At 74.4% G+C, this 19,178-nt stretch carries 16 protein-coding genes; 5 read left to right on the top strand and 11 right to left on the bottom strand.

What is annotated here, in order from left to right; genetic code table 11:
- Positions 1–58: 58 nt before the first annotated feature.
- Positions 59–169, bottom strand: a complete 111-nt coding sequence (locus BMX74_RS45230; RefSeq protein WP_201784482.1) for an ALQxL family class IV lanthipeptide — start codon at positions 167–169, stop codon at positions 59–61.
- Positions 170–248: 79 nt separating this feature from the next.
- Complete coding sequence (lanL, locus tag BMX74_RS38765) at positions 249–2,921, bottom strand: class IV lanthionine synthetase LanL (protein ID WP_091105446.1); 2,673 nt, start codon at positions 2,919–2,921, stop codon at positions 249–251.
- A 177-nt stretch (positions 2,922–3,098) separates the two neighbouring features.
- Between lanL and BMX74_RS38770 the strand changes: the two genes are divergently transcribed.
- Both BMX74_RS38770 and BMX74_RS38775 read left to right on the top strand, forming a co-directional pair.
- Positions 3,099–3,587 carry a hypothetical protein gene (locus BMX74_RS38770; protein ID WP_256257542.1) on the top strand — a complete coding sequence of 163 codons (489 nt, stop codon included), beginning with the start codon at positions 3,099–3,101 and terminating at the stop codon, positions 3,585–3,587.
- A 98-nt stretch (positions 3,588–3,685) separates the two neighbouring features.
- Positions 3,686–4,351, top strand: a complete 666-nt coding sequence (locus tag BMX74_RS38775) for an AIM24 family protein (RefSeq protein WP_055502264.1) — start codon at positions 3,686–3,688, stop codon at positions 4,349–4,351.
- Positions 4,352–4,376: 25 nt separating this feature from the next.
- Here BMX74_RS38775 and BMX74_RS38780 read toward each other — a convergent pair whose 3' ends face one another.
- Both BMX74_RS38780 and BMX74_RS38785 read right to left on the bottom strand, forming a co-directional pair.
- Entirely contained in the window at positions 4,377–5,720 is a 1,344-nt protein-coding gene (locus BMX74_RS38780) for a TrkH family potassium uptake protein (RefSeq protein ID WP_055502265.1), read from the bottom strand.
- Positions 5,717–6,949 (bottom strand): cation:proton antiporter, encoded by a 1,233-nt coding sequence (locus BMX74_RS38785; RefSeq protein WP_091105486.1) that lies wholly within the window; start codon positions 6,947–6,949, stop codon positions 5,717–5,719. Before BMX74_RS38785 ends, BMX74_RS38780 begins: the two co-directional genes overlap by 4 nt.
- 223 nt (positions 6,950–7,172) lie before the next feature.
- Here BMX74_RS38785 and BMX74_RS38790 point away from each other — a divergent pair, with 223 nt between their 5' ends.
- A complete protein-coding gene (locus BMX74_RS38790) occupies positions 7,173–7,778 on the top strand; it encodes a DUF4232 domain-containing protein (RefSeq protein ID WP_091105449.1) in 606 nt (201 codons plus the stop codon).
- A gap of 232 nt (positions 7,779–8,010) precedes the next feature.
- Complete coding sequence (locus BMX74_RS38795) at positions 8,011–10,419, top strand: hypothetical protein (RefSeq protein WP_091105451.1); 2,409 nt, start codon at positions 8,011–8,013, stop codon at positions 10,417–10,419.
- Here BMX74_RS38795 and BMX74_RS38800 read toward each other — a convergent pair.
- The 6 genes from BMX74_RS38800 to BMX74_RS38825 all read right to left on the bottom strand — a co-directional run bounded on the left by BMX74_RS38800 (position 10,353) and on the right by BMX74_RS38825 (position 17,330).
- Positions 10,353–11,213, bottom strand: coding sequence for a DMT family transporter (locus BMX74_RS38800; protein WP_055502268.1), 861 nt, complete (start codon positions 11,211–11,213; stop codon positions 10,353–10,355). The two genes, BMX74_RS38795 and BMX74_RS38800, sit on opposite strands and share 67 nt — an antisense overlap.
- Positions 11,210–12,088 (bottom strand): DMT family transporter, encoded by an 879-nt coding sequence (locus tag BMX74_RS38805; protein WP_055502269.1) that lies wholly within the window; start codon positions 12,086–12,088, stop codon positions 11,210–11,212. Before BMX74_RS38805 ends, BMX74_RS38800 begins: the two co-directional genes overlap by 4 nt.
- Positions 12,089–12,301: 213 nt before the next feature.
- On the bottom strand, positions 12,302–13,768 hold the full coding sequence (locus BMX74_RS38810; protein ID WP_091105453.1) for an MFS transporter: 1,467 nt from the start codon (positions 13,766–13,768) through the stop codon (positions 12,302–12,304).
- A 176-nt stretch (positions 13,769–13,944) separates the two neighbouring features.
- On the bottom strand, positions 13,945–15,576 hold the full coding sequence (locus tag BMX74_RS38815; protein ID WP_055502271.1) for an ABC transporter permease: 1,632 nt from the start codon (positions 15,574–15,576) through the stop codon (positions 13,945–13,947).
- Positions 15,573–16,466 carry an ABC transporter ATP-binding protein gene (locus tag BMX74_RS38820; RefSeq protein ID WP_055502272.1) on the bottom strand — a complete coding sequence of 298 codons (894 nt, stop codon included), beginning with the start codon at positions 16,464–16,466 and terminating at the stop codon, positions 15,573–15,575. Before BMX74_RS38820 ends, BMX74_RS38815 begins: the two co-directional genes overlap by 4 nt.
- A gap of 36 nt (positions 16,467–16,502) precedes the next feature.
- Positions 16,503–17,330 (bottom strand): oxidoreductase, encoded by an 828-nt coding sequence (locus BMX74_RS38825; protein ID WP_055502273.1) that lies wholly within the window; start codon positions 17,328–17,330, stop codon positions 16,503–16,505.
- A gap of 282 nt (positions 17,331–17,612) precedes the next feature.
- Here BMX74_RS38825 and BMX74_RS38830 point away from each other — a divergent pair, with 282 nt between their 5' ends.
- Positions 17,613–18,356: a helix-turn-helix domain-containing protein gene (locus tag BMX74_RS38830; protein ID WP_055502274.1), complete on the top strand. Its 744-nt coding sequence runs from the start codon at positions 17,613–17,615 to the stop codon at positions 18,354–18,356.
- 75 nt (positions 18,357–18,431) lie between these two features.
- Here the strand turns inward: BMX74_RS38830 and BMX74_RS38835 are convergent, their stop codons facing one another.
- Entirely contained in the window at positions 18,432–19,178 is a 747-nt protein-coding gene (locus tag BMX74_RS38835; RefSeq protein WP_091105454.1) for a hypothetical protein, read from the bottom strand.

Below are 19,178 nucleotides of genomic sequence, written 5' to 3' on the forward strand. Positions count from 1 at the left end.
GGTCGGGAGGGAGGGACGGCGGGGCCCCGCCCGCCAGGGGCGGGCGGGGCCGTGGGACTCAGGCGTCGGTGCAGAGGCTGGTCGTGCTGCAGTTGGTCAGTCGCACGGACTCCCTCGCGGCAGGCTCGGTCTCCGGCAGGGCCTGAAGGTCCTGGACGTCGAACGACATGGTCTTCTCCTCTCCTCGGTCGCCGGGCCGCCCTTGCGCGTCCCGGACGTCACTCCGCCGTCCCTGGGGGAACGGCGCGTCATGGGGCGGCCGGCAGCCACATCCGGGTGGAGCGGTCGCGCAGCCGCAGGAGGAAGGCGAGGACGCCCGCCGTTCCTCCCAGGTAGGTGAGCGGGACGTCGCCGTCGCCGCTGGGAACGAGCAGCCGCCCGCCGTGGTCGGCCGCCGCGGCCTCCAGGCAGCCGGCCAGGTCCAGCGCCCACCGCCGGTAGCGCTCCTCGCCGGTCAGCTCGGCGAGGTCGAGCAGGAACTCCCCGTCGCCGGGAAGCCCGTGGCAGTGCGCCTGCCCCGACTGCCAGCGGGTGCGGTGCACGGCCTTCGCCGCCTTGCGGGCCAGGTCGAGCGACACCGGATCGCCCGTCGCCCGCCAGTGGCGCACCAGGAAGGTGCCGATGCCGGAGGAACCGCTGCACCAGTGCGGGCGGCGCGGCCACAGCGTCTCCGGCTCGCCGCGTGTCGTCGGCCACCAGGCCGTGTCGCCCTGCACGTCGGCGTACGCGGCGAAGGCGCGCGCGATCTCGTCCACCGTGGTCGTCCAGTCGGGCCGGTCGAGGGCGAGGCCCGCGTGGAGCAGGGCGGTGCCGATCCCCGCGATGCCGTGGGCGAACCCGAAGTGGTCGACCCCGGCGAGCCCGGAGTCGTACGACTCGGGCGTCGCCCACCGGGGGTGACCGTCCAGGTACGACCGCGTCTCGTGCAGGGTGTGGAACACGCGGGCGGCGTGCTCCCGCAGGGCGGGGTCGCCGGTGCGCGAGGCGAGGTGCAGCACCGCCAGGCCGCAGCCGGCCAGCCCGTGGGTCACGTCGGGGCTGGGGGTGTCCGCCGGCAGCTTCGCCGCCGACTCGGCGGCGAAGCGGGCCGTCGCGCCGTCGCCGAGCGCGGTGGCCGCCTCGTGCAGGGCCCACAGGGTTCCTGAGCGCCCGAAGTACAGGCCGGGCCGCAGGACGGGCTCGCGTTCCAGCCGCCGCCTCAGCCACCGGGTCAGGGCGGCGACGGCGTCGCCGACGTCCGCCGCCGGCAGGGCCCGGGTCAGCACGCCGAGGACGCCGGCCGCGCCGGCGCTGACCGCGCACGGGTCGGCCTCGGCGTCGTCCATCAGGTTGTTCCAGGGGGACGGGCTGTCCTCGCCCGCGTCCATCGTCTCGACCAGGTGGGCGATCCCGTCGCTGATCATGCGGTCGAGCCGGCCGGGCGGCCGGGGCGAGGCCGCAGAGGCCGCAGAGGCCGCAGAGGCCGTGGAGGCGGTGGAGGCGGTGGAGGCGGTGGCCCCGGGAGCGAGGCCGGCCAGGAAGCGCTCGCAGGCGTCCAGCGACCAGCGCCGGGCCGGTTCCGCCGCGAGCAGCCCCTCGACGAGGGGGCGCAGCAGGGCGAGGGTGGGGTTGGCCGTCGCGGCCCCCGCGACCCGGGCGAGGACCGGCTCCCCGGGATGCGCCCCGACCGCGAGGAAGAAGGCCAGCGCGCCGAGGGCGTAGCGGTCGGCGCTCTCGTCCGGAGCCGGACGCAGCCGCCCGGCCTGGCCGGCCAGCTCGGGCGCCACATACCCGGCGGTGCCGCCGGCCGGCACGGTGTCCCCCGGCGCCGCGGCGTGCTCCAGATCGATGAGCCGAAGCTCGCCGTCGGGCAGCACGACCACGTTGTTCGGCGACACGTCGCCGATCCTGAGCCCCCTGCCGTGGACGGCGCGTACCAGGGCGACCAGGCGGGTGAGCACCCGCAGCGCCGGCTCGGCGGCGACGCCGAAGCCGCTCTCCCCCAGCGGGCCGGTGTGCCGGTCCACCCAGCGCTGCAGCGTCATGCCCGGCAGGTACTCCTCCGCCAGGAAGACGTGCCCGCCCTGCTCGAAGAAGTCCACGACGGCGGGCACGGTGCCGCTGGACGCCAGCTCCCGCAGCCGCAGATGCTCGGCCGCGACCCGGCCGGCGGCGTCCACGCCGCGCAGGTCGGCGCAGGCGTGCGGCCGGCCCTCCTTGATGATCACCTCGTGCCCGGTCTTGGTGTCCTCCGCGTGGTACACGCCTCCCCGGTTGGAGTGCCGGATGGCCCGGCGCACCACGAACCGGTCGTTCAGCAGCACCGCGGCGGCTCTCCTCGCGGGGGGCGGGGCCTCGAACGGGCAGGCCGCGAACGGCGGCGGGGAGAAGCGCGGCTCGCGCGGGTCGAGCACGAACTCCCCGTCGGGGGCCCGCAGCCGGACCTCGTAGAACCCGTCGTTGCCCAGCACCCGGTGCCCGGTGAACGCCCCGTAGCGGTAGTGCACGATCCCGCCGGGCCGGTACGGGCGGTCGGACAGGACGAGCGGGCCGGGCAGCCCCCGGGTGGCCTCGTCGAGCAGCGCGGCGAGCCGTACCGACTCGGCGTCGTCACGCGGGTAGACCGTCACGAACTTGCCGGCCTGCCCGCGGGCGCAGTGCGCCTGCAGGAGCTTCCAGTACTCGCCCAGCCGTACGGGGAACTTGAAGGCGCAGCCGGCTTCGACCAGCACCCGCGAGGCGCGGGAGAGCACTATGGGAGCCGACAGCATCGTCGCCGAGACGTGCAGCTTCCATCCCTGGCGGGGCATCGGGTAGCCGTGCGGGGTGACCCCGCACCAGAAGTCGCCGGGCCTGACCGACCAGCCGTCCGCGCCGGCGCGGGCCAGCTCGGCCCTGACGATGTCCTGGAGCAGGTCCGGATCCTCCACGTGCGTCGCCACCCCGGTGCCTCCCCGTGAGCCGCTGGTTCCTCAGGACACCGGCGAGTCTCGCGGGGCCGTCTAAACAACCACTTGTGGCGTCTTACGAGACCTCACCCGGCCGCCCTTGCGGCGGCTGAACCCGCGCCCGGAGCGGGCAGAACCTTTTCCGGGGTTCCGCCGTCAAAGCAGAACATGATGAAGACGATGATCGGCGCCTCCTTCCTCGCCGCCTCGCTGCTGGTCTGCGGCGCCACAGCGGCCGGCGCCCAGACGAAGCCGGCGCTGGGCCCGTACGGCTACGGCGCCGTGAAGCTCGGCATGACGGCCAAGCAGGCCCAGGCCACGGGTGAGGTCGTCAAGAAGATGCCGGGCAACGGCGGCTGCTCCGGCTGGGACCTCAAGAAGTTCCCCAACCCCAAGGACGCGGTCGGCGTCTACATCTCCCCGAGGAAGGGCGTCGCCGCCATCTTCGCCGCGAAGGGCATGACGACCCCCGAGGGCATCACGATCGGCTCCACCCTCAAGCGGGTGAAGGCCGTCTACCCGCGGATCAAGCAGGACTTCCACGGCTACTACGTGATCACCGTCCCCGGCAACAAGAAGGCGTACTACAGCTTCGGCGTCACGCGCGGCAAGGTCACCGAGTACGGCATCGCGCTCAACGACCAGGACTGCTTCAACTAACGCACCTTGGGCCCGAGCGGCGGGGCCGGGAAGGAACCGGGGCCGGGGTCCCATACGTCACCATTGGTGACAGGACTCCGGCCCGTGGAAAGGACCTCATGCGCAGCCCACTTCTGGGAAACCTCGACCCCCAGCGGGTCCCCGGCACGTTCGCCCTGCAGAACTCCAAGATGCTCCGCGTGCAGGTGTCGGGCGACGTGCTCGCCCGGCAGGGCTCCATGGTGGCCTTCCAGGGCCAGATGGACTTCGACTACGAGGGGTCGGGCGGGGTCGGCAAGCTGCTGAAGAAGATGGTGACGGGCGAGGGCGCGCCGCTCATGCGGGTCAAGGGGCAGGGGATGCTGTTCCTGGCCGACAACGCCGACGACGTCCACCTGTTCTACCTGGAGAACGAGGCCCTCACCGTCAACGGCCGCAACCTGCTCGCCATGGACGCGCAGCTCACCTGGGACATCCAGCGCGTCCAGGGCGCGGGCATCGCCGCCGGCGGCCTGTTCAACATGACGATCAGGGGCACGGGCTGGGTGGCGGTGACGGCGCACGGCGCGCCGGTGCTGCTCGACACCTCCCGGCTGCCGACGTACGTCGACGGGCAGTCGGCCGTCTGCTGGAGCGCCGGGCTGCACGTGGGCGTCAACCGGACGATGAAGGCCGGGGCGCTGATCGGCCGGGGCAGCGGCGAGGCTCTGCAGCTCGCCTTCCAGGGCCAGGGCTTCGTCCTGGTGCAGGCGAGCGAGGGCCCGCCGGTGCCGCAGACCCGCTGACGCGCGGCGGCGGGCGCCCCGGCCCTCAGCCGACGATGACGCGCTCCTCGGGGAGCTCGTACCGGCGGGTGCGCTGCTTCAGCGCGAGTGCCGAGCCGAGGGTGAGCGGCCCCGTCCTGCCGACGAACATGAGCAGCACCAGCAGCAGCTGGCCCGCGGTGCCGGTCTGGGCGGTGATGCCGGTGGACAGGCCGACCGTGCCGAAGGCCGAGACCACCTCGAAGAGCACCTCGTCCAGGCCGTGCGGGGTGAGGACGAGCAGCGCGTAGGTGGACGCGGCGATCAGCGTCACGCTGATCAGGGTCAGGGAGATGGCCTGGCGCTGGGCGTGCTCGGGCACCCGCCGGTTCCCCACGTTCACCTGCGGCTCGCCCCGCAGCTCCGCCCAGACGACGAAGGCCAGCAGGCCGAACGTGGTCACCTTGATGCCGCCCGCCGTGCCGGCGCTGCCGCCGCCGACGAACATCAGCACGTCGGTCGCGAGCCAGCTGGACGGGTGCATCTGCGCGAGGTCCAGGCTGTTGAACCCGGCGGTACGCGGCATGACGGCGGTGAAGAAGGCGGCGAGGAGCTTGCCGGGGCCGTCCAGCGGGCCGAGCGTGCGGGGGTTGCGCCACTCGGTGGCCAGGAACACCAGCGTGCCGCAGACCAGCAGCGCCACGGTGACGACGACGGTGACGCGGGTGAGCATCGACCAGCGGCCGGGCCGCCGCCGCAGCGTGATCAGCTCGAACAGCACCGGGTAGCCCAGCCCGCCCACGATCACGGCCGCCGCGATCGTCCCGCAGATCCACGGGTCGGTGACGAAACGGATGAGGTTGTCCGGCCACAGGGCGAACCCGGCGTTGTTGAACGCCGAGATCGCGTGGAAGACGCCCAGATAGAGGGCTCGTCCGGGCGGCTCGCCGTAGCCCAGGAGGAAGCGGGCGGTCAGGACCGCCGCCGCGGCCGCCTCGCAGGCGAGGCTGAAGACGACGACCTTGCGCACGACCCGGCGCACGTCGGCCAGGCTGAACGTCTTGGTCTCCGCCTGGGCGAAGATCTTGGCGCGTAACCCGATCCTGCCCGACACCAGGACGGTGAACAGCGTCGCGAGCGTCATGATCCCGAGGCCGCCGACCTGGATCAGCCCGGCGATGACGACCTGGCCGAAGACCGACCAGTGCGTCGCGGTGTCCACGACCGCGAGGCCCGTCACGCACACGGCGGACGTCGCGGTGAACAGCGCGGCCTGCCAGCCCGCCGAGTGGCCGGAGGCGGTGGCGACGGGCAGCGCGAGCAGCGCGGTGCCGCAGGCGACGGCCACGCCGAAGCCGAGCACCACCATCTGCGACGGATGGGTGAAGCGGGCCTGCCAGGCGCGGGTCATGACGGCGACCCTCCGCCTTCCCTGTCGCGCCGGCGCCACGCCGCGTGGAACCAGGCCGGGACCTCGCGCTCGTCGTCGAAGCCGCGGGCCACCACGATGTCGGTCGAGCTGTGCAGCAGGATCGACAGCACGATGGTCACCGCCACGAGCTGGAACACCTGCTGCGCGGCGGCGATGCCGGAGCCGAGCACCAGCAGCCCGTACACGACCGAGGCGAAGCCCTTCGGCCCGAACCACGCCACCGCCGCCTGCTCCCGCACCGACAGGCCGGCGCGCAGGAACGAGATCCAGATCGCGACCGGGCGGGCCAGCACGAGCGCGAGCACCGCGAACAGCCAGCCCTGCCAGCCGACCGAGCCCAGCAGCGCCGGGGTGATGAGCGCCCCGAACACCAGCAGCGCCGCGAGCTTGAACACCTCGGCGATGAGCTCGCCGAAGTGCTCGAACGACTCGCGCTGCCGCTGCCCGAAGGTGGCCACGGTGATGCCGGCCGAGAACGCGGCCAGGAACAGGTTGCCGTGCGTGGCCTTGCCGACGGCGAGCACCAGCAGGCCGATGGCGAGGGCGTTGAGCGGCTCGTACGGGGTGGAGGCGGAGAACCAGCGCGTCTGCTCCAGCCTGATGGCCGCCCACGGCACGGCGACCCCGATGAGGACGCCCAGGCCGAGCTCCAGCCCGAGCTCGCCCAGGTGCAGGTCGGCCGAGCCGGAGGCGACGGCCAGGAACAGGATGACGAACGGCAGGGCGAGGCCGTCGTTGACGCCGGACTCGACGTTGAGGAGCTGGCGCAGCCGGGGCGGGACCTTCTCGTTGCCGACGAGCGCGGCGGCGAACACCGGGTCGGTCGGCGCCAGGATCGCGCCGATCAGCAGCGACTCGATCCAGCCGAGGCCGATCAGGTAGTGGGCGCCGACGGCGGTGATGACCAGGGTGAGCGGCAGGCCCCAGCCGAGCGCGCGGCCCGGCAGCCGCCACGCGCCGCGCAGCTCGGCCCAGCCCACCCGCATGCCGTCGGTGAACAGCACGGTGAACAGCGCCAGCTCCGCGAGCGTCGCCACGAGGTCGTCGCCGGGTTTGAGCGACACCACGCCCAGCACGCCGTCGCCGAGCAGGAAGCCGGCCACCAGGAACAGCGCGGCCGTGGACAGGATGGTGCGGTGGGCCAGGCTCGACAGCAGCACGGCCAGCAGGAGCACGCCCGCGAACGCGATCAGCAAGGTGGTGCCCATCAGCGGCACCGCGAGCAGGGGGTCATGGCGGGAGGCCTCCAGTCAGGGGTTTCGTGAATCTCGCCGACCAGGCTTCCCGGCACACCGGGCGCTACCTTAACAGTTCGCCCATCCCTGAGCATCACCGGACCACGGGAGCATTCCACGGCCCGGATTCGGGCCGGTGGGGTGCGACTCGCCGGTGGGCGGCAACACAACCGGCCGGCACGGCGTCTAACCAGATATGCAGCGATTCGAGCACATCCGCAGGTCCGCGTCCCTTCTAGCCCTGTCGGCGGGCATGCTGGTGGCGTCGGTCGCCTGCGGCACGTCCACGCCAGCGGGCACCGCCGCCTCCTCCGTGGCGGCGACCGGCTCCTCGTCCGAGCCGCCGCCCCTGAACGTCTCCGGGGCCGCCGTCACCGGGGCCACCGCGAGCCGGTGCCACTCCGCCGACCTGTCCGCCCGGGTCGGCGCCCTGGACGCCGGCGCGGGCCAGCGCAACGCCCCGCTCGTGCTCACCAACGTCTCCTCCCGCTCCTGCCGCCTGTACGGCTACGTCGGCCTGATCATGATCGACGCCCGGGGCGACGTGCTGCGCACCCGTACGCGCAGGAACGGCAGCGCCCACCCCCAGGGCGTCACCCTGCGGCCGGGAGCCTCGGCGCACGCCACCCTGCACTGGACCGTCGTCACGGCCGGGCACGAGACCCGCTGCCCCCAGTCCGCCCGGCTGATCATCCTGCCTCCTGACGAGGTGGGCACCCACCTGGAGATCCCGTTCACGGCGGCGCCGTGCGACGACGGGCGCATCGACGTCACCCCGGTGGCCGCCGGAACCCACGGGTGAGCAGGGGCCGCCTCACCGGGGTCGCACGCCGGCGGCAGCCGACCTGCTGACGCCGGCTCCGGCGCGACGGGCGATGCCCGGCGAAGGGGCGGCGCGGGATCCTCCCGGCATCGCGATCACGACTTTCGGGCCGTGCCGCGCCGTCGCCCCCTCAACCCCCGCCGGCGAGCCACCACGGACGGTCGCGTTGCGTAAGGTGTCTGGCGCGGACGGTGACGGAAGGCGGTGGGGCGTGGGCGGGCGAGATGTCCTGCGGTCGGGGTGGGCGCCCGCGCTGGTCGTGGTCGCCGGCGCGGTCGCGGTCCTGCACGCGTACGGTGTGCCGCCGCTCCGGTCGGCCCTGTTCGGCCTGCACCTGGCCGCCGCGGTCGCGCTCCCCGGCCTGCTGCTGTGGCGCATGCTGCGCGGCCGGCCCGGCCCGATCGGGCTGGACGTCGCGGCGGGCGTCGTGCTGGGTTCGGCCGTGGAGACCCTGGCCTACCTGGTGGCGCGCTGGGCGGGAGCGCCGCGGGCGTTCCTGCTGTGGGCCGCCGTCGTGATCGCCGCGTCCGTCGCGGTCCCGGGGCTGCGCCGCAGCTGGAGGGGGCCGGGGCCGCCGAGCGCCAGGGTGCCCGTCCGGTGGTCGTGGACGGTCGCGGCGTTCGCCGGGCTGCCCGTCGTCTGGGGCGCGTCCGGGTTCTACCGGGCGCACGGCCTGGCATGGCCGGGCAACGCCGCGCCGTACGTCGACATGCCGTACATCCTGGCCGTGGCGGGCGAGGTCAGGCACCATGTTCCTCCGGGGAGCCCGGTCGTGGCGGGCGCCCCGCTCGACTACCACTGGTTCGCGTTCGCCGACGTCGCCGCCACCGGCTGGGCGACGGGCATCGAGCTCCAGACCCTGCTCTACCGGCTGTGGCCGCTCCCGCTGACGGCCGCGTTCGCGGTGCTGCTGGCCTTCACCGCGCGCGAGCTCACCGGCCGGTGGTGGACGGGCCCCGCCGCGCTGGCCGTGACCTGCCTGGTGGCGGCGCCCAACCCGGTCGGCTGGACGGCGCACCTGCTCCCCTCGGGCGCGGTGCTCGACGGCACCATCTGGGTGAGCCCGTCCCAGACGTTCGGCACGGCGGTGTTCGCCCTGGTGGTGTTCCTGCTGGCCGAGGTCCTGCGCGCCGAGGGGCGGGTCCGTACGGGGACGTGGGTGGCGCTGGCCCTGCTGCTGGTGACGGTGGCGGGGGCGAAGGCGACGTACCTGCCGCTCCTGCTGGCGGGCCTGGCGGTCGTCATCGTCACCCGGCGCACGGCGTGGGCGTGGCGCCGCGGGCCCCGGCCCCGCGTGCGGGCGGAGCCGCGGCGGCCCGCGTGGGTGGCGGCGGCGCTCACCGCGGGCTGCCTGGCGGGCGCGCAGGCCGTGCTGTACGGCAAGGCGACGGGCCTGCTGACGCTCGAACCCCTCGCCGCGGTCCAGGCCGCGATCGACCAGGCGGGGCTGCGGCCCGGCACGCACGCTGCGGGGTTGACGTGGGCGATGGCGGCGGCGCTGCCGGCCTCCTGGGCGCTGATCTGGATGGGAGCGGCCGGAGCCCTGCTCAGGAGGGAGCCCCGCAGCGATCCGGCCTGCCGGCTGCTGCTCGGGGTCGGCGGGGCGGGGGCCTGCGCGACGCTGCTGCTGTCCCATGTGGCGGCGGGGCAGTTCTACTTCGTCCAGGCGGCGCGGCCCTGCCTGGCGCTGGCGGCGGTGTGGGGCGTCGCCGCGGTGATCCCCGCCCGCCTGCCCCGACTCCAGCGGGCCGTCCTGGTCGCGGCGGGTCTGGCGGGGGCGCTGAGCACCCAGGTGATCGCGGCGGCGGGCGGCTCGGACGCGCCGGCGACCGGGGACGGGGCGGCCCGCCTCGTCGCCCTCTCCTACCTCGCGCTCGGCTGCGTGCTGGTGGCGGGCGCGGCCGGCGTCGCCGCCGCCGGGCGGTGGTTCCCGGCGCTCCGCGGCGTGACCCTGCCCGCGGCGTTCGTCCTCGCGGCCGGCTCCGGGCTGCCCGCCGCCTGGCCCGAGCGGGCCCTGCTGGCGTTCGAGATGTGGCCGATGCGGGGCTCCGCGCAGATCCCCGACGGCGCCGTACGCGCCGCCCGGTGGCTGCGCGGCCATTCCCGTCCCGGCGACGTCGTGGCGACGAACATCCCGTGCACGCCCCGGTCCGCCGCCTGCCGCAGCAGAACCTTCTGGCTGTCGGCCTACAGCGAGCGCCGCGTCCTCGTCGAAGGCTGGGGATACACCACCCTGGGCAACCTGGAGGCGCGGCGGCTGGGCGTCGGCCTCGACACGGTGCCGTTCTGGGACCGGCGGCGGCTGGCGGACAACGCCGCCGCCTTCCTGACGCCCTCCCCCGCGACGATCGGCCGGCTGCGCGACGCGTACGGGGTGCGGTGGCTGTTCGTCAACGACCTGTCCGCGACGAGGGCCGATCCCGCTCTCGGCCGCTACGCGGTCCGCCGCTTCCTGTCCGGTCACTGCGCCGTCTACGAGATCCCCGCCGGCGCCCCGGCAGACGTCCGCGGGGCGGGGGCCGGGCTGGTGCGTCTCCTCCCTGCCCGGCCGGTTCAGGTCGCTCTCCGGCCGTCCGGCTCCCGCCTCGCCAGCCCCTGGGCGAGCAGGGTGCTCCCGTAGAGGATCAGCACGACGCCCGCCGTCTCCAGGACGATCCATCCCCCGGTCCTGATCTCCTCTCCGAAGATCGTGATGCCGTACAGCACGCTGGCGACGGGGTCGCTGACGGTCAGCGCCGGCTGGGCGGCGAGGAGGGGCCCGCTGTGGAGCGCGTGCTGCAGGAGGACGAAGCTGCACAGCCCCGCGCCGACCATCGCGTACGGCTGCCACGAGGTGACGAGGGCCGGCGCGTCCCGCTGGAACAGCGAGGTGGTCTGCTTGATGAAGGTCGCGGTGAAGGCGAAGCCGATGCCGGCGGCGACCCCGAGCGTCGCCGCCCGGGGCGCGGCGGCGAGGAACCGCGCGGCGGCGACCAGGGCCGCGAGCACCGCGACGGTCACCACGGCGGCCGGCAGCTGGGCGGCGGGCGCGACGACGGCCCCCGTCCCGCGCGGCGCGGCCGTGGCGAGGAAGGTCGCGAGCCCTGCCGTCACCAGGCCGGTGGCCAGCCACGACCGCGCGTCCAGGCCGCTCCGCGACACCAGCGACACCAGGATCATGGTGAAGGGCAGCTCGGTGACGAGGAGGGGCTGCACCAGGGCGAGCTGCCCGGCGGACAGGGCCACCGCCTGGAAGACGAACCCGGCGATGAGCGCACCGACCCCGGCGAGCCACACGGGACGGCGGAGCAGGTCCACGATGAGGGTGGGGCTGAGGACGGGGTGCCGCGGCTCGTCGCGGGCCGCCCGCCGCTGCAGGACGGACGCCGCCGCGTTGGCGACCGCGGCGAGCAGCGCGCAGACGACCGCCGTCACCGGCCCTCCTCGCCCTGCCGTCCCGAGTCGCTCTTGGCGAGGAACGGCGACCGGCCGAGGATGACGATCCCCGCGACCAGCGCGACCAGGCCCCCGACCGCGCCCGCCAGCGCGTGGACGTCGACCCGCAGATGCTCCCTGAAGATCGCGACGCCCAGCACGATGCCGGTGATCGGCTCGGCCGCCGTGGCGGCGGGCAGCGAGATCCGCAACGGCGCGGCGTCGAAGGCGCTCTGGTTCAGCAGGATGCCGACGACCGCCACGACCGGAAGCGCGTACGGGGGCCAGCTGGCGGCCAGCGCCTGCACTCCGTGCTCGAGCGTGAGCAGCGAGCCACGGGTCAGGGCGTCCTGGAGCCCGTACAGCACGCCCGCGGCGGCGGCGAGCAGCATCGCCCGCGTCCTGATGCCGGTGTGGAGCGCGACCACGACCAGCCCGGCCGTCACCGCCAGCACCGCGACCACCGCGATCCAGGTCATCGACATGGGGGGCGGCACCCTGCCTCCGTGCGGCCGCGCGGACGCGAGGAAGGCCGCCACCCCGCCGCTGACCAGCACCGCCCCCAGCCACTCCGCGCGGCCGAGCCACTCCTGGTAGACCACGGCGGAGACCGCGAGCGCGAAGATGAGGCTGGTCGCCAGCAGCGGCTCGACCTGGGCCACGCCGGCCCGCCGCAGCGCGAGCGCGCCGAGCACCTGCCCGCCCGCCATCGTGCCGATGCCGAACAGCCACAGGCGCTTGTGCATGAGGTGCAGCAGGAGACGGACCTGGAGGATCTCGCCGAGCGGCTCGGTGTACGCGGCGTGCTGCTGGGCCATGAAGCCGACCCCGATGAGGGCCGCCGCCATGAGGCCGAGCAGCACCGTGAGGATCATGTCGGGTGGACGTCCCGCCCGCGAGCACCACCTCCCGGGCGCCGCGCACGCCGGCCGCCCGGGCGCCCGCCCGGTCCGGCCCGTGCTCTCCCCGTCACCACGACGACCCGGGATCTGCTCCGCTTCATGTACGTCCCCCCTGCTCCCGGGCCGCTACCCGGGCAGGCCGGCCCCACACGGGGCCGGCGCCGGCCGGCCGCGGGTTCGCGGGGCTCAACGGGTGCTCTCCTCGGAGGCGGCGGCGGTCGCGACGTCCCGCGCGTACGTGTGCCGCGCCCGCCACAGGATGACGCCGTTGGCCGCCAACGGCGCCAGCATGATGAGGAAGGCGTATTCCAGGCCGCTCGCCGGGCTCGCGGGGTCGCTGAGCATGTCCACGGCGAACCCGAACACGAGGGGCGAGCCCGCCTCCGCGCCCATCCTCAGGAACGTCCGGGTGCTCTCCGCGCGTCCCCAGAGCCGGAAGTGCATCACGTCGAGGCGGGCGGCGTCCAGCGGGGGGTTGGCCGCCGCCAGCGCGAACGCCCCGGCCGTGTACAGGGGGATCGCCGCCGCGAGTGACGTGGTGATGATCGCGGGCAGGAACACCGCCACCGCGACGACGCAGGCCCACCCGGGCACGACGACGCGCGCGTCCGTACGCCTGCGCCGCATCAGCCGGTCGGCCAGGCGTCCCCCGCACAGCACCCCGGCGAGGGCGCCGAGGCCGACGATCGGGATCAGCAGGCTCACCTCCACCTTGCCCAGGCCGTAGTGCCCGCTGACGAACTCGACGGTGAACGTGCGCAGCCCGGCGAAGAAGAAGTAGCCGAGCGCCGACGCGACGATCAGCAGCCGGTTGGTGGGGATCAGCAGCGTGTACACCACCGCGTGCCACAGGGGCATCCGCGCGGGGTCGCGGTGCAGGACCAGCGCCGGGTCCGGCGCGATCGCCCGCCGCTTCACCACCTCCCGCGCGAGATCGTCCCTCCTGGCGCCCTTGCGGCGGCGCGATCGGTGCCGCCATCCTTCCGGTTCCATGCGGCTCTGTCCGCCCCGCGCCGGCTCGGCGAGCCCGCACTTGACCGTCCAGAACAGGGCGAGCCCGATCAGGGCGAGGAAGCAGAACGACAGACGCCACGTCAGCAGGTAACCGAGGTCCCCGATCACCATCAGCCCGAAACCGGCGCCGACCATCTCACCGGCCAGGATGAAGCCGTAGATCCGGCCGCGCTCGGCGACCGGGAAGTAGTCGCCGACCAGCGAGGAGATGGTCGGCCCGCTCGTCGCGCTGACCGCCCCCAGCGCCACCCTCGAACACAGCAGCATCTCGAACGACCCCGACAGGCCGCCTGCCGCCATCGCCGCGGCCCACAGCGCGATGCTCACGAGCAGCAGCCGCACCCGGTTCACCCTGTCGGTCAGCAGGCCGACGGGCAGCGCCGCCAGCGCCCCCGCGCCGGAGGAGACGGCGACCAGCGCCCCCACCTCGGTCTCGTTGATGCCCAGGTCCTGCCGGAGCGCCGGAGCGAGCGCTCCCACCATCCCCTTGTCGGCGGAGTCGAGGGCGAGCACGCAGGCGAGAATGACGATCACCTGGGCGCGGGCCCGGCCCCCCACCACGGTCGCCAGGCGGCGCAGCAGCACGTCCGCGGCCCTGTCGGCGAGGCCGCGGTCATCGCGTCCGGCACGTCGGGCCATCGGGCGAGGACCACTCGAAGCTCATGCCCCTGCTCCCGGCTCCGTCCGGAGCGGGGCGGGCGTCCCACCTCTCGTCCACCGTCGCCGCACGTCGGCCCCCCTTCCCACGGAGGGGAGGCTGCCGCACGTCCGGCCTGGTCGCCCCCACAGTGCGCACTACCCAGGGCCGGGCCGCTCTATCCGGAGGCGAGGTCGCGGCGGCGGAGGCCGTACAGGCCGAGGACGGCCAGCAGGGCGGCGAGCCCGGTCAGCACGGCGGCGGCCACCGGGGCGGACGCGCCGAGAGGGTGCCAGGGCAGGTAGGACAGGACCGAGGTGCCGGTCAGCCATTCCGGGACGCCCCAGTAGGGTCCGAAGACCTGGACGAGCGCGCTGTACAGGAACACGGCCCAGGCCAGGCCGAGCGCTCGCGGGGCGAGCCCGAGCAGCGCGGCGGCGACGGCGAGCAGCACCAGCGCCTCGGGCAGGCGGAGCAGGCTCGCCCGGACGACCTCTCCGGCGAGGCCGGGCTCGCCGGTCGAGGCGGCGGCGCCGATGCCGAGCCCGGCGCCGTACACCGCCAGCAGCAGGGCCGCGCCGAGCGCGGAGACCAGCAGGGACGAGGCGTACCAGGCCGATCTGCCGGTCGGCCCGGCCAGCACCGCGCCGGCGAGGCCGCGCAGCTCCTCCGTCCGCAGCCGGACGACCGACAGCAGGGCGAAGACGCAGGTGTAGAGGGAGCCGGTGAACACCATGAGGCTGACCCAGGCCCGTCCGAGGTCCGCCCCCGGGGGGAAGATCGCCAGATCGGTGGTCGCCATCGCGCCGGTCATGCCTCCCAGGACGATCCCGACCGCGAGGAACGCGCCCGCCCACCAGCCGATCGCGGCCCGCTGGAGCCGCAGGGCGAGCGTGAACGACGACCGCAGCCAGGACGGCGCCTCCGCGTGACCGGGACGCGGTGTCACCAGGGCGGCGCCGAGGTCCCTGCGGCCGGCCACGGCGTAGGCGGCCGCGGCCAGGAGCGCGGCGACCAGCACCGGCAGCGCGAGCGGCCACCAGCGGTCGCCCGCCAGCACCCGGGTCTGCTGCGACCAGCCGATGGGCGACAGCCAGAAGACCGGTCCGCCCTCCTGGTCCTGCAGCGCGCCGGCGCCGCGGACGACCCAGGCGGCGAAGAGCGTCACGCCCGCCATGCCGGCGGCGGCCCTGGGCTGCTCGGTGATCTGCGCGGTGACGGCGGTGACCGCCGCGAACACCAGCCCCGCCGCGGCGAGGGACGCGCCGAACAGCAGCGCGCCGCCGGCGGGGAAGCCGACGCCGATCGCCCCTGCGGCGGCGAGGACGGCGAGCACGACATCGGCCAGCAGCGCGACGATCAGGGCGGCGGTGAGCTGGGCGTGCCGTCCGACGACGGCCGCCCGGATGAGCTCCGCGTGGCCCGTCTGCTCCTCGGCACGGGTGTGCCGGGTGACGAGCAGGATGTTCATCAGCCCGGCGGCCAGCAGGAACTCCACCCAGTAGGCGGCCAGGAAGTAGCTCTGCGAGGTGACGGGCTCGTCGCCGAAGACGGGCCCGGCGAGCACCCGCATGTACGAACCCTTGATCATCTGTGCGGCTTCCGCCCTGCTCTCCGGCGTCGGCGCCACGATCGTCGCGGCCGCGTGGTAGAAGCGCGGGATCATCGCGGTGATGGCGATCAGCCAGATGGGCAGCTTGACGCGGTCGCGGCGCAGCGCCAGGCGGGCCAGGGCGAAGGCGCCGGTGAGGTGGCCGCCGGCCGTCCTGGACCCGGCGCGGCCGCGCGCGGAGGTGAGGGTGGCGGTCACGCCGCCTCCTTGACGCCGTAGTGCCGCAGCATGAGCTCCTCCAGCGTCGGCGGGTGGCTGACCAGCGAGCGGACGCCGAAGCCGGCCAGGTGGCGGACGGCGGCGTCGAGGTGCTCGCTGTCCACGCTGAACCGCACGTTCTCGCCGTCGGCGGCCGGGGCGTGCACGCCGGGCAGCCGGTCCAGGCCGGTGACCGGGGCGGCGGTGGTGGCGACGATCGTGGTGCGGGTCAGGTGCCGCAGCCGCTCCAGGGTGCCCGACTCCACGGCTCTGCCCGACCGGATGATGGTGACGCGGTCGGCGAGGTTCTCGACCTGGGCGAGGATGTGACTGGACAGCAGGATGGTGTGGCCGGCGGCCTTGGCCTCGGCCACGACCTGCTGGAACACCGCCTCCATCAGCGGGTCGAGACCGGTGGTGGGCTCGTCCAGGATGAGCAGGTCCACGTCGGCGGCGAAGGCGGAGACGAGGGCGACCTTCTGGCGGTTGCCCTTCGAGTAGGTACGCGCCTTCTTCCGCGGGTCCAGCTCGAACCGTTCGATCAGCTCGTTCCTGCGCCTGGCGTCGAGGCCGCCGCGCAGGCGGCCGAGGACGTCGATGGCCTCTCCTCCGGTCAGGTTGGGCCACAGCTCCACGTCGCCCGGCACGTACGCCAGCCGGCGGTGCAGGGCCACGGCGTCGTCCCAGGGGTCGCCGCCCAGCACCCGGGCGCTGCCGGAGGTGGCGCGGATCAGGCCCAGCAGGATCCGGATGGCGGTGCTCTTGCCCGCGCCGTTCGGGCCGAGGAAGCCGTGCACCTCGCCGGTTCGCACGGTGAGGTCGAGGCCGTCGAGGGCGCGGACCGGCCCGTAGGCCTTGACCAGCCCGGTGACGGCGATGGCAGCTGTCATGGTGTTCTCCACTCGTGGGATGGTGCTGGACGCCCGTCAGGTGAGCGGGCCCGTCACGGCCGCGTCGAAGTCACGGTCGGAGAGGGTTCTGCGGAGGTTCAGGAGGGCTTCTGCCTGCCAGCCGACGACGTAGCGGGTCTGCGGCCGGTCCGCCTCGATCGCCTGCCTGATGGTGGTCGCGACCACGGCGGGGTCGGTGGCCTGGTCGCTCTGGTGACCGGCGGGCGCCTCGGCGACGCGGGCCATGGCTTCCGCCATCACGCCGTACGCCCCATGTCCCGATATTTCCCGCAATTGGCGTGGGGTCTCGGCCTCGAAACCGGTCCTGATGATGCCCGGCTGGATCACGACCACGTCGATGCCGAACGGCCCGGTCTCCATGCGCAGCGTGTCGGAGAACGCCTCCAGCGCGTGCTTGGAGGCGTAGTACCAGGCGCCCAGCGGGAACGCGAGCTCGCCGCCGACCGACGACACGTTCACGATCGTCCCCGACTCTTGCCGCCGCATGTGCGGCAGGACCAGCTGGACCAGCCGGGCCGGCGCGAACAGGTTCACCTCGAACTCGTCCCGCGCCATCGTCAGCGGCGTGTCCTCCACCGCGCCGTGCAGGACGGCCCCGGCGTTGTTCACCAGCACGTCGATGCGCCCCTGCTCGTCCAGGACCGTGCGGACGGCCCGCTGGAGGTGCTCCTCCTCGGTCACGTCCACCGGGAGCGCACGACCCCCGGCCTCGTCGATCGCGGCCATGCGCCCCACCCGGCGCGCGGCGCCGTACACGACGTGTCCCGCGCGCAGGAGTTCCAGCGCGGTGGCGTGGCCGATGCCGGACGAGGCACCGGTGATCAGGCATACCTTGGCTGCCATGTCAGGATCTCCTTGAGGTTCGACGCCTTGGCGGGACGACACGCCCGCAGGCCGGGTGGACCGGGCACGCTCCGGTCCGCCGCGCGATCGTTCGCGCCATGGGAAAGTTACGGACGCCCTCGCGCCTTCAGCAAGGCGCGAAACCTGTCCTCCCAGGTCAGGCACGCGTGATTGGCGTAACGACGGTGACGGCAAATGCAACATCCTCCGCAAGGTGTCGCAATGAGGTCCGTCCCGGGGGCATACTTGGGCACCCGCGCGACAGACGTGCCAGGAGGACGCATGCCAGGAGGCCACCTGACGTACGAGGACCGCCGCACGATCGCGGAAGGTCTGCGGGAAGGGCTGGCGTACGCGGAGATCGCCCGCCGCCTGGGCCGCCCCCGGTCGACGGTCGGCCGCGAGATCGCCCGCAACGGCGGGCCGCACGGCTACCGCGCGGCCCGCGCGCAGCGGGCGACCGAATGGCGCGCCCGCCGCCGCCCGGCCCCGTCGCCGAGCCCGCCGGCGGCGGACGCCCGCGGGCGCGACCCCGAGGCGGTGCGAGCGTTCCAGCAGCTGCTCACCGAGCGGCTCGGCGGAGTACCCTCGATGGCGGCCAGGGTGCTGGCCTGCCTGTTCACCAGCGACACGGGCGTCCTGACCGTCGCCGACCTCACCGAGCGGCTCCACGTCAGCCCCGCGTCGATCTCGAAGGGCGTCGGCTACCTGGAACAGGCCGGACTCCTCCGGCGTGAGCGTGACAACCGGCGCGAGCGGTACGTCATCGACGACGAGGTCTGGTACCGCGCGTGGCTGGTGGGCACGCGGTCGATGATGCTGTGGGCCGAGACCGTCAGGGCAGGCGTCGACGTCCTCGGCCCGCACACCCCGGCGGGCGCCCGGCTGCGGACCGCGAGCCGGTTCTTCGAGCTCCTCAACACCGACATGGCGGCGGCGGCCGAACACTACCGGCAGACCTTCTCCGGCGACCGGGACGCCGTCCCGGCGCAGGAGCCGCCTCCGGGAGACGGACCACCCGCCTGAAACGGGGCCGTCCCCCCGGGGGGAACGGAGGCGAACGTCTCCGTCCCCCGGGGGAACGGAGGCGGACGTCGGCGCTCAGTCGCAGGCGGCCGTCGGCTGCGGGGCGAACTGCTGCTTCTGCCCCGGTGCGGCGGCCTTGAGCGCGGCCGCGAGATCGTCCGCGCCCCTGCCCACCATGTCCTCCTTGAGCCCGGCGTTCGGACCGGCGTCGGCGGCGAGGGCGCGCGCCTCCGCGACGGTCCGCACCTCGCCCTGCAGCTCGCCCTGGCCGATCACACCGCCGTCGAACGGCAGCTCCGAGCCCTCACCGAGCCCCATCCACCTCCCGGGCTCGGGAGCGTCGCCCTCGGCGCACCGGGGCCCTTGCCAGGCGATGGCCAGGATGTACCGGTGTCCCGGCTCGATGCGGGGCCGGCCCTCCATGGCGAGCACGGTCGGGTTGTCCAGGTTCCCGTCGGTGAAGGTCCATCCCGTGGCGTTGTACTCCCACGCCTCCGGCGCGGGCCGGGCCGCGTCCGGTCGCGACCACAGCACGTTCTGGACCTCCAGGCCGACCTTGCGCCCCATCAGCCCCTCCCCCCGCTCGACGTCCGTCCGCGTGGGCGGGACCGGCTGTTCCGAGGTGGCGCTGACGACGACCACGTGGTCGGCGTACGTCACCCAGTCCGTGGCCGTGGTGCTGGGCAGGCGGTCGTCTCCGTGGGCCAGCGCCACCACCCTCTCCCGCTGCGGCGGGCCGTCGGCGGCGTCGGCGGCGAGCCCGGCGACGGCGACGGCCGCGGCCGTTCCGAGGCCGGCGGCGACCCGGGTGATCCGTCTCAT

The organism is Nonomuraea pusilla, from assembly GCF_900109355.1.
GTDB classification, from domain to species: domain Bacteria; phylum Actinomycetota; class Actinomycetes; order Streptosporangiales; family Streptosporangiaceae; genus Nonomuraea; species Nonomuraea pusilla.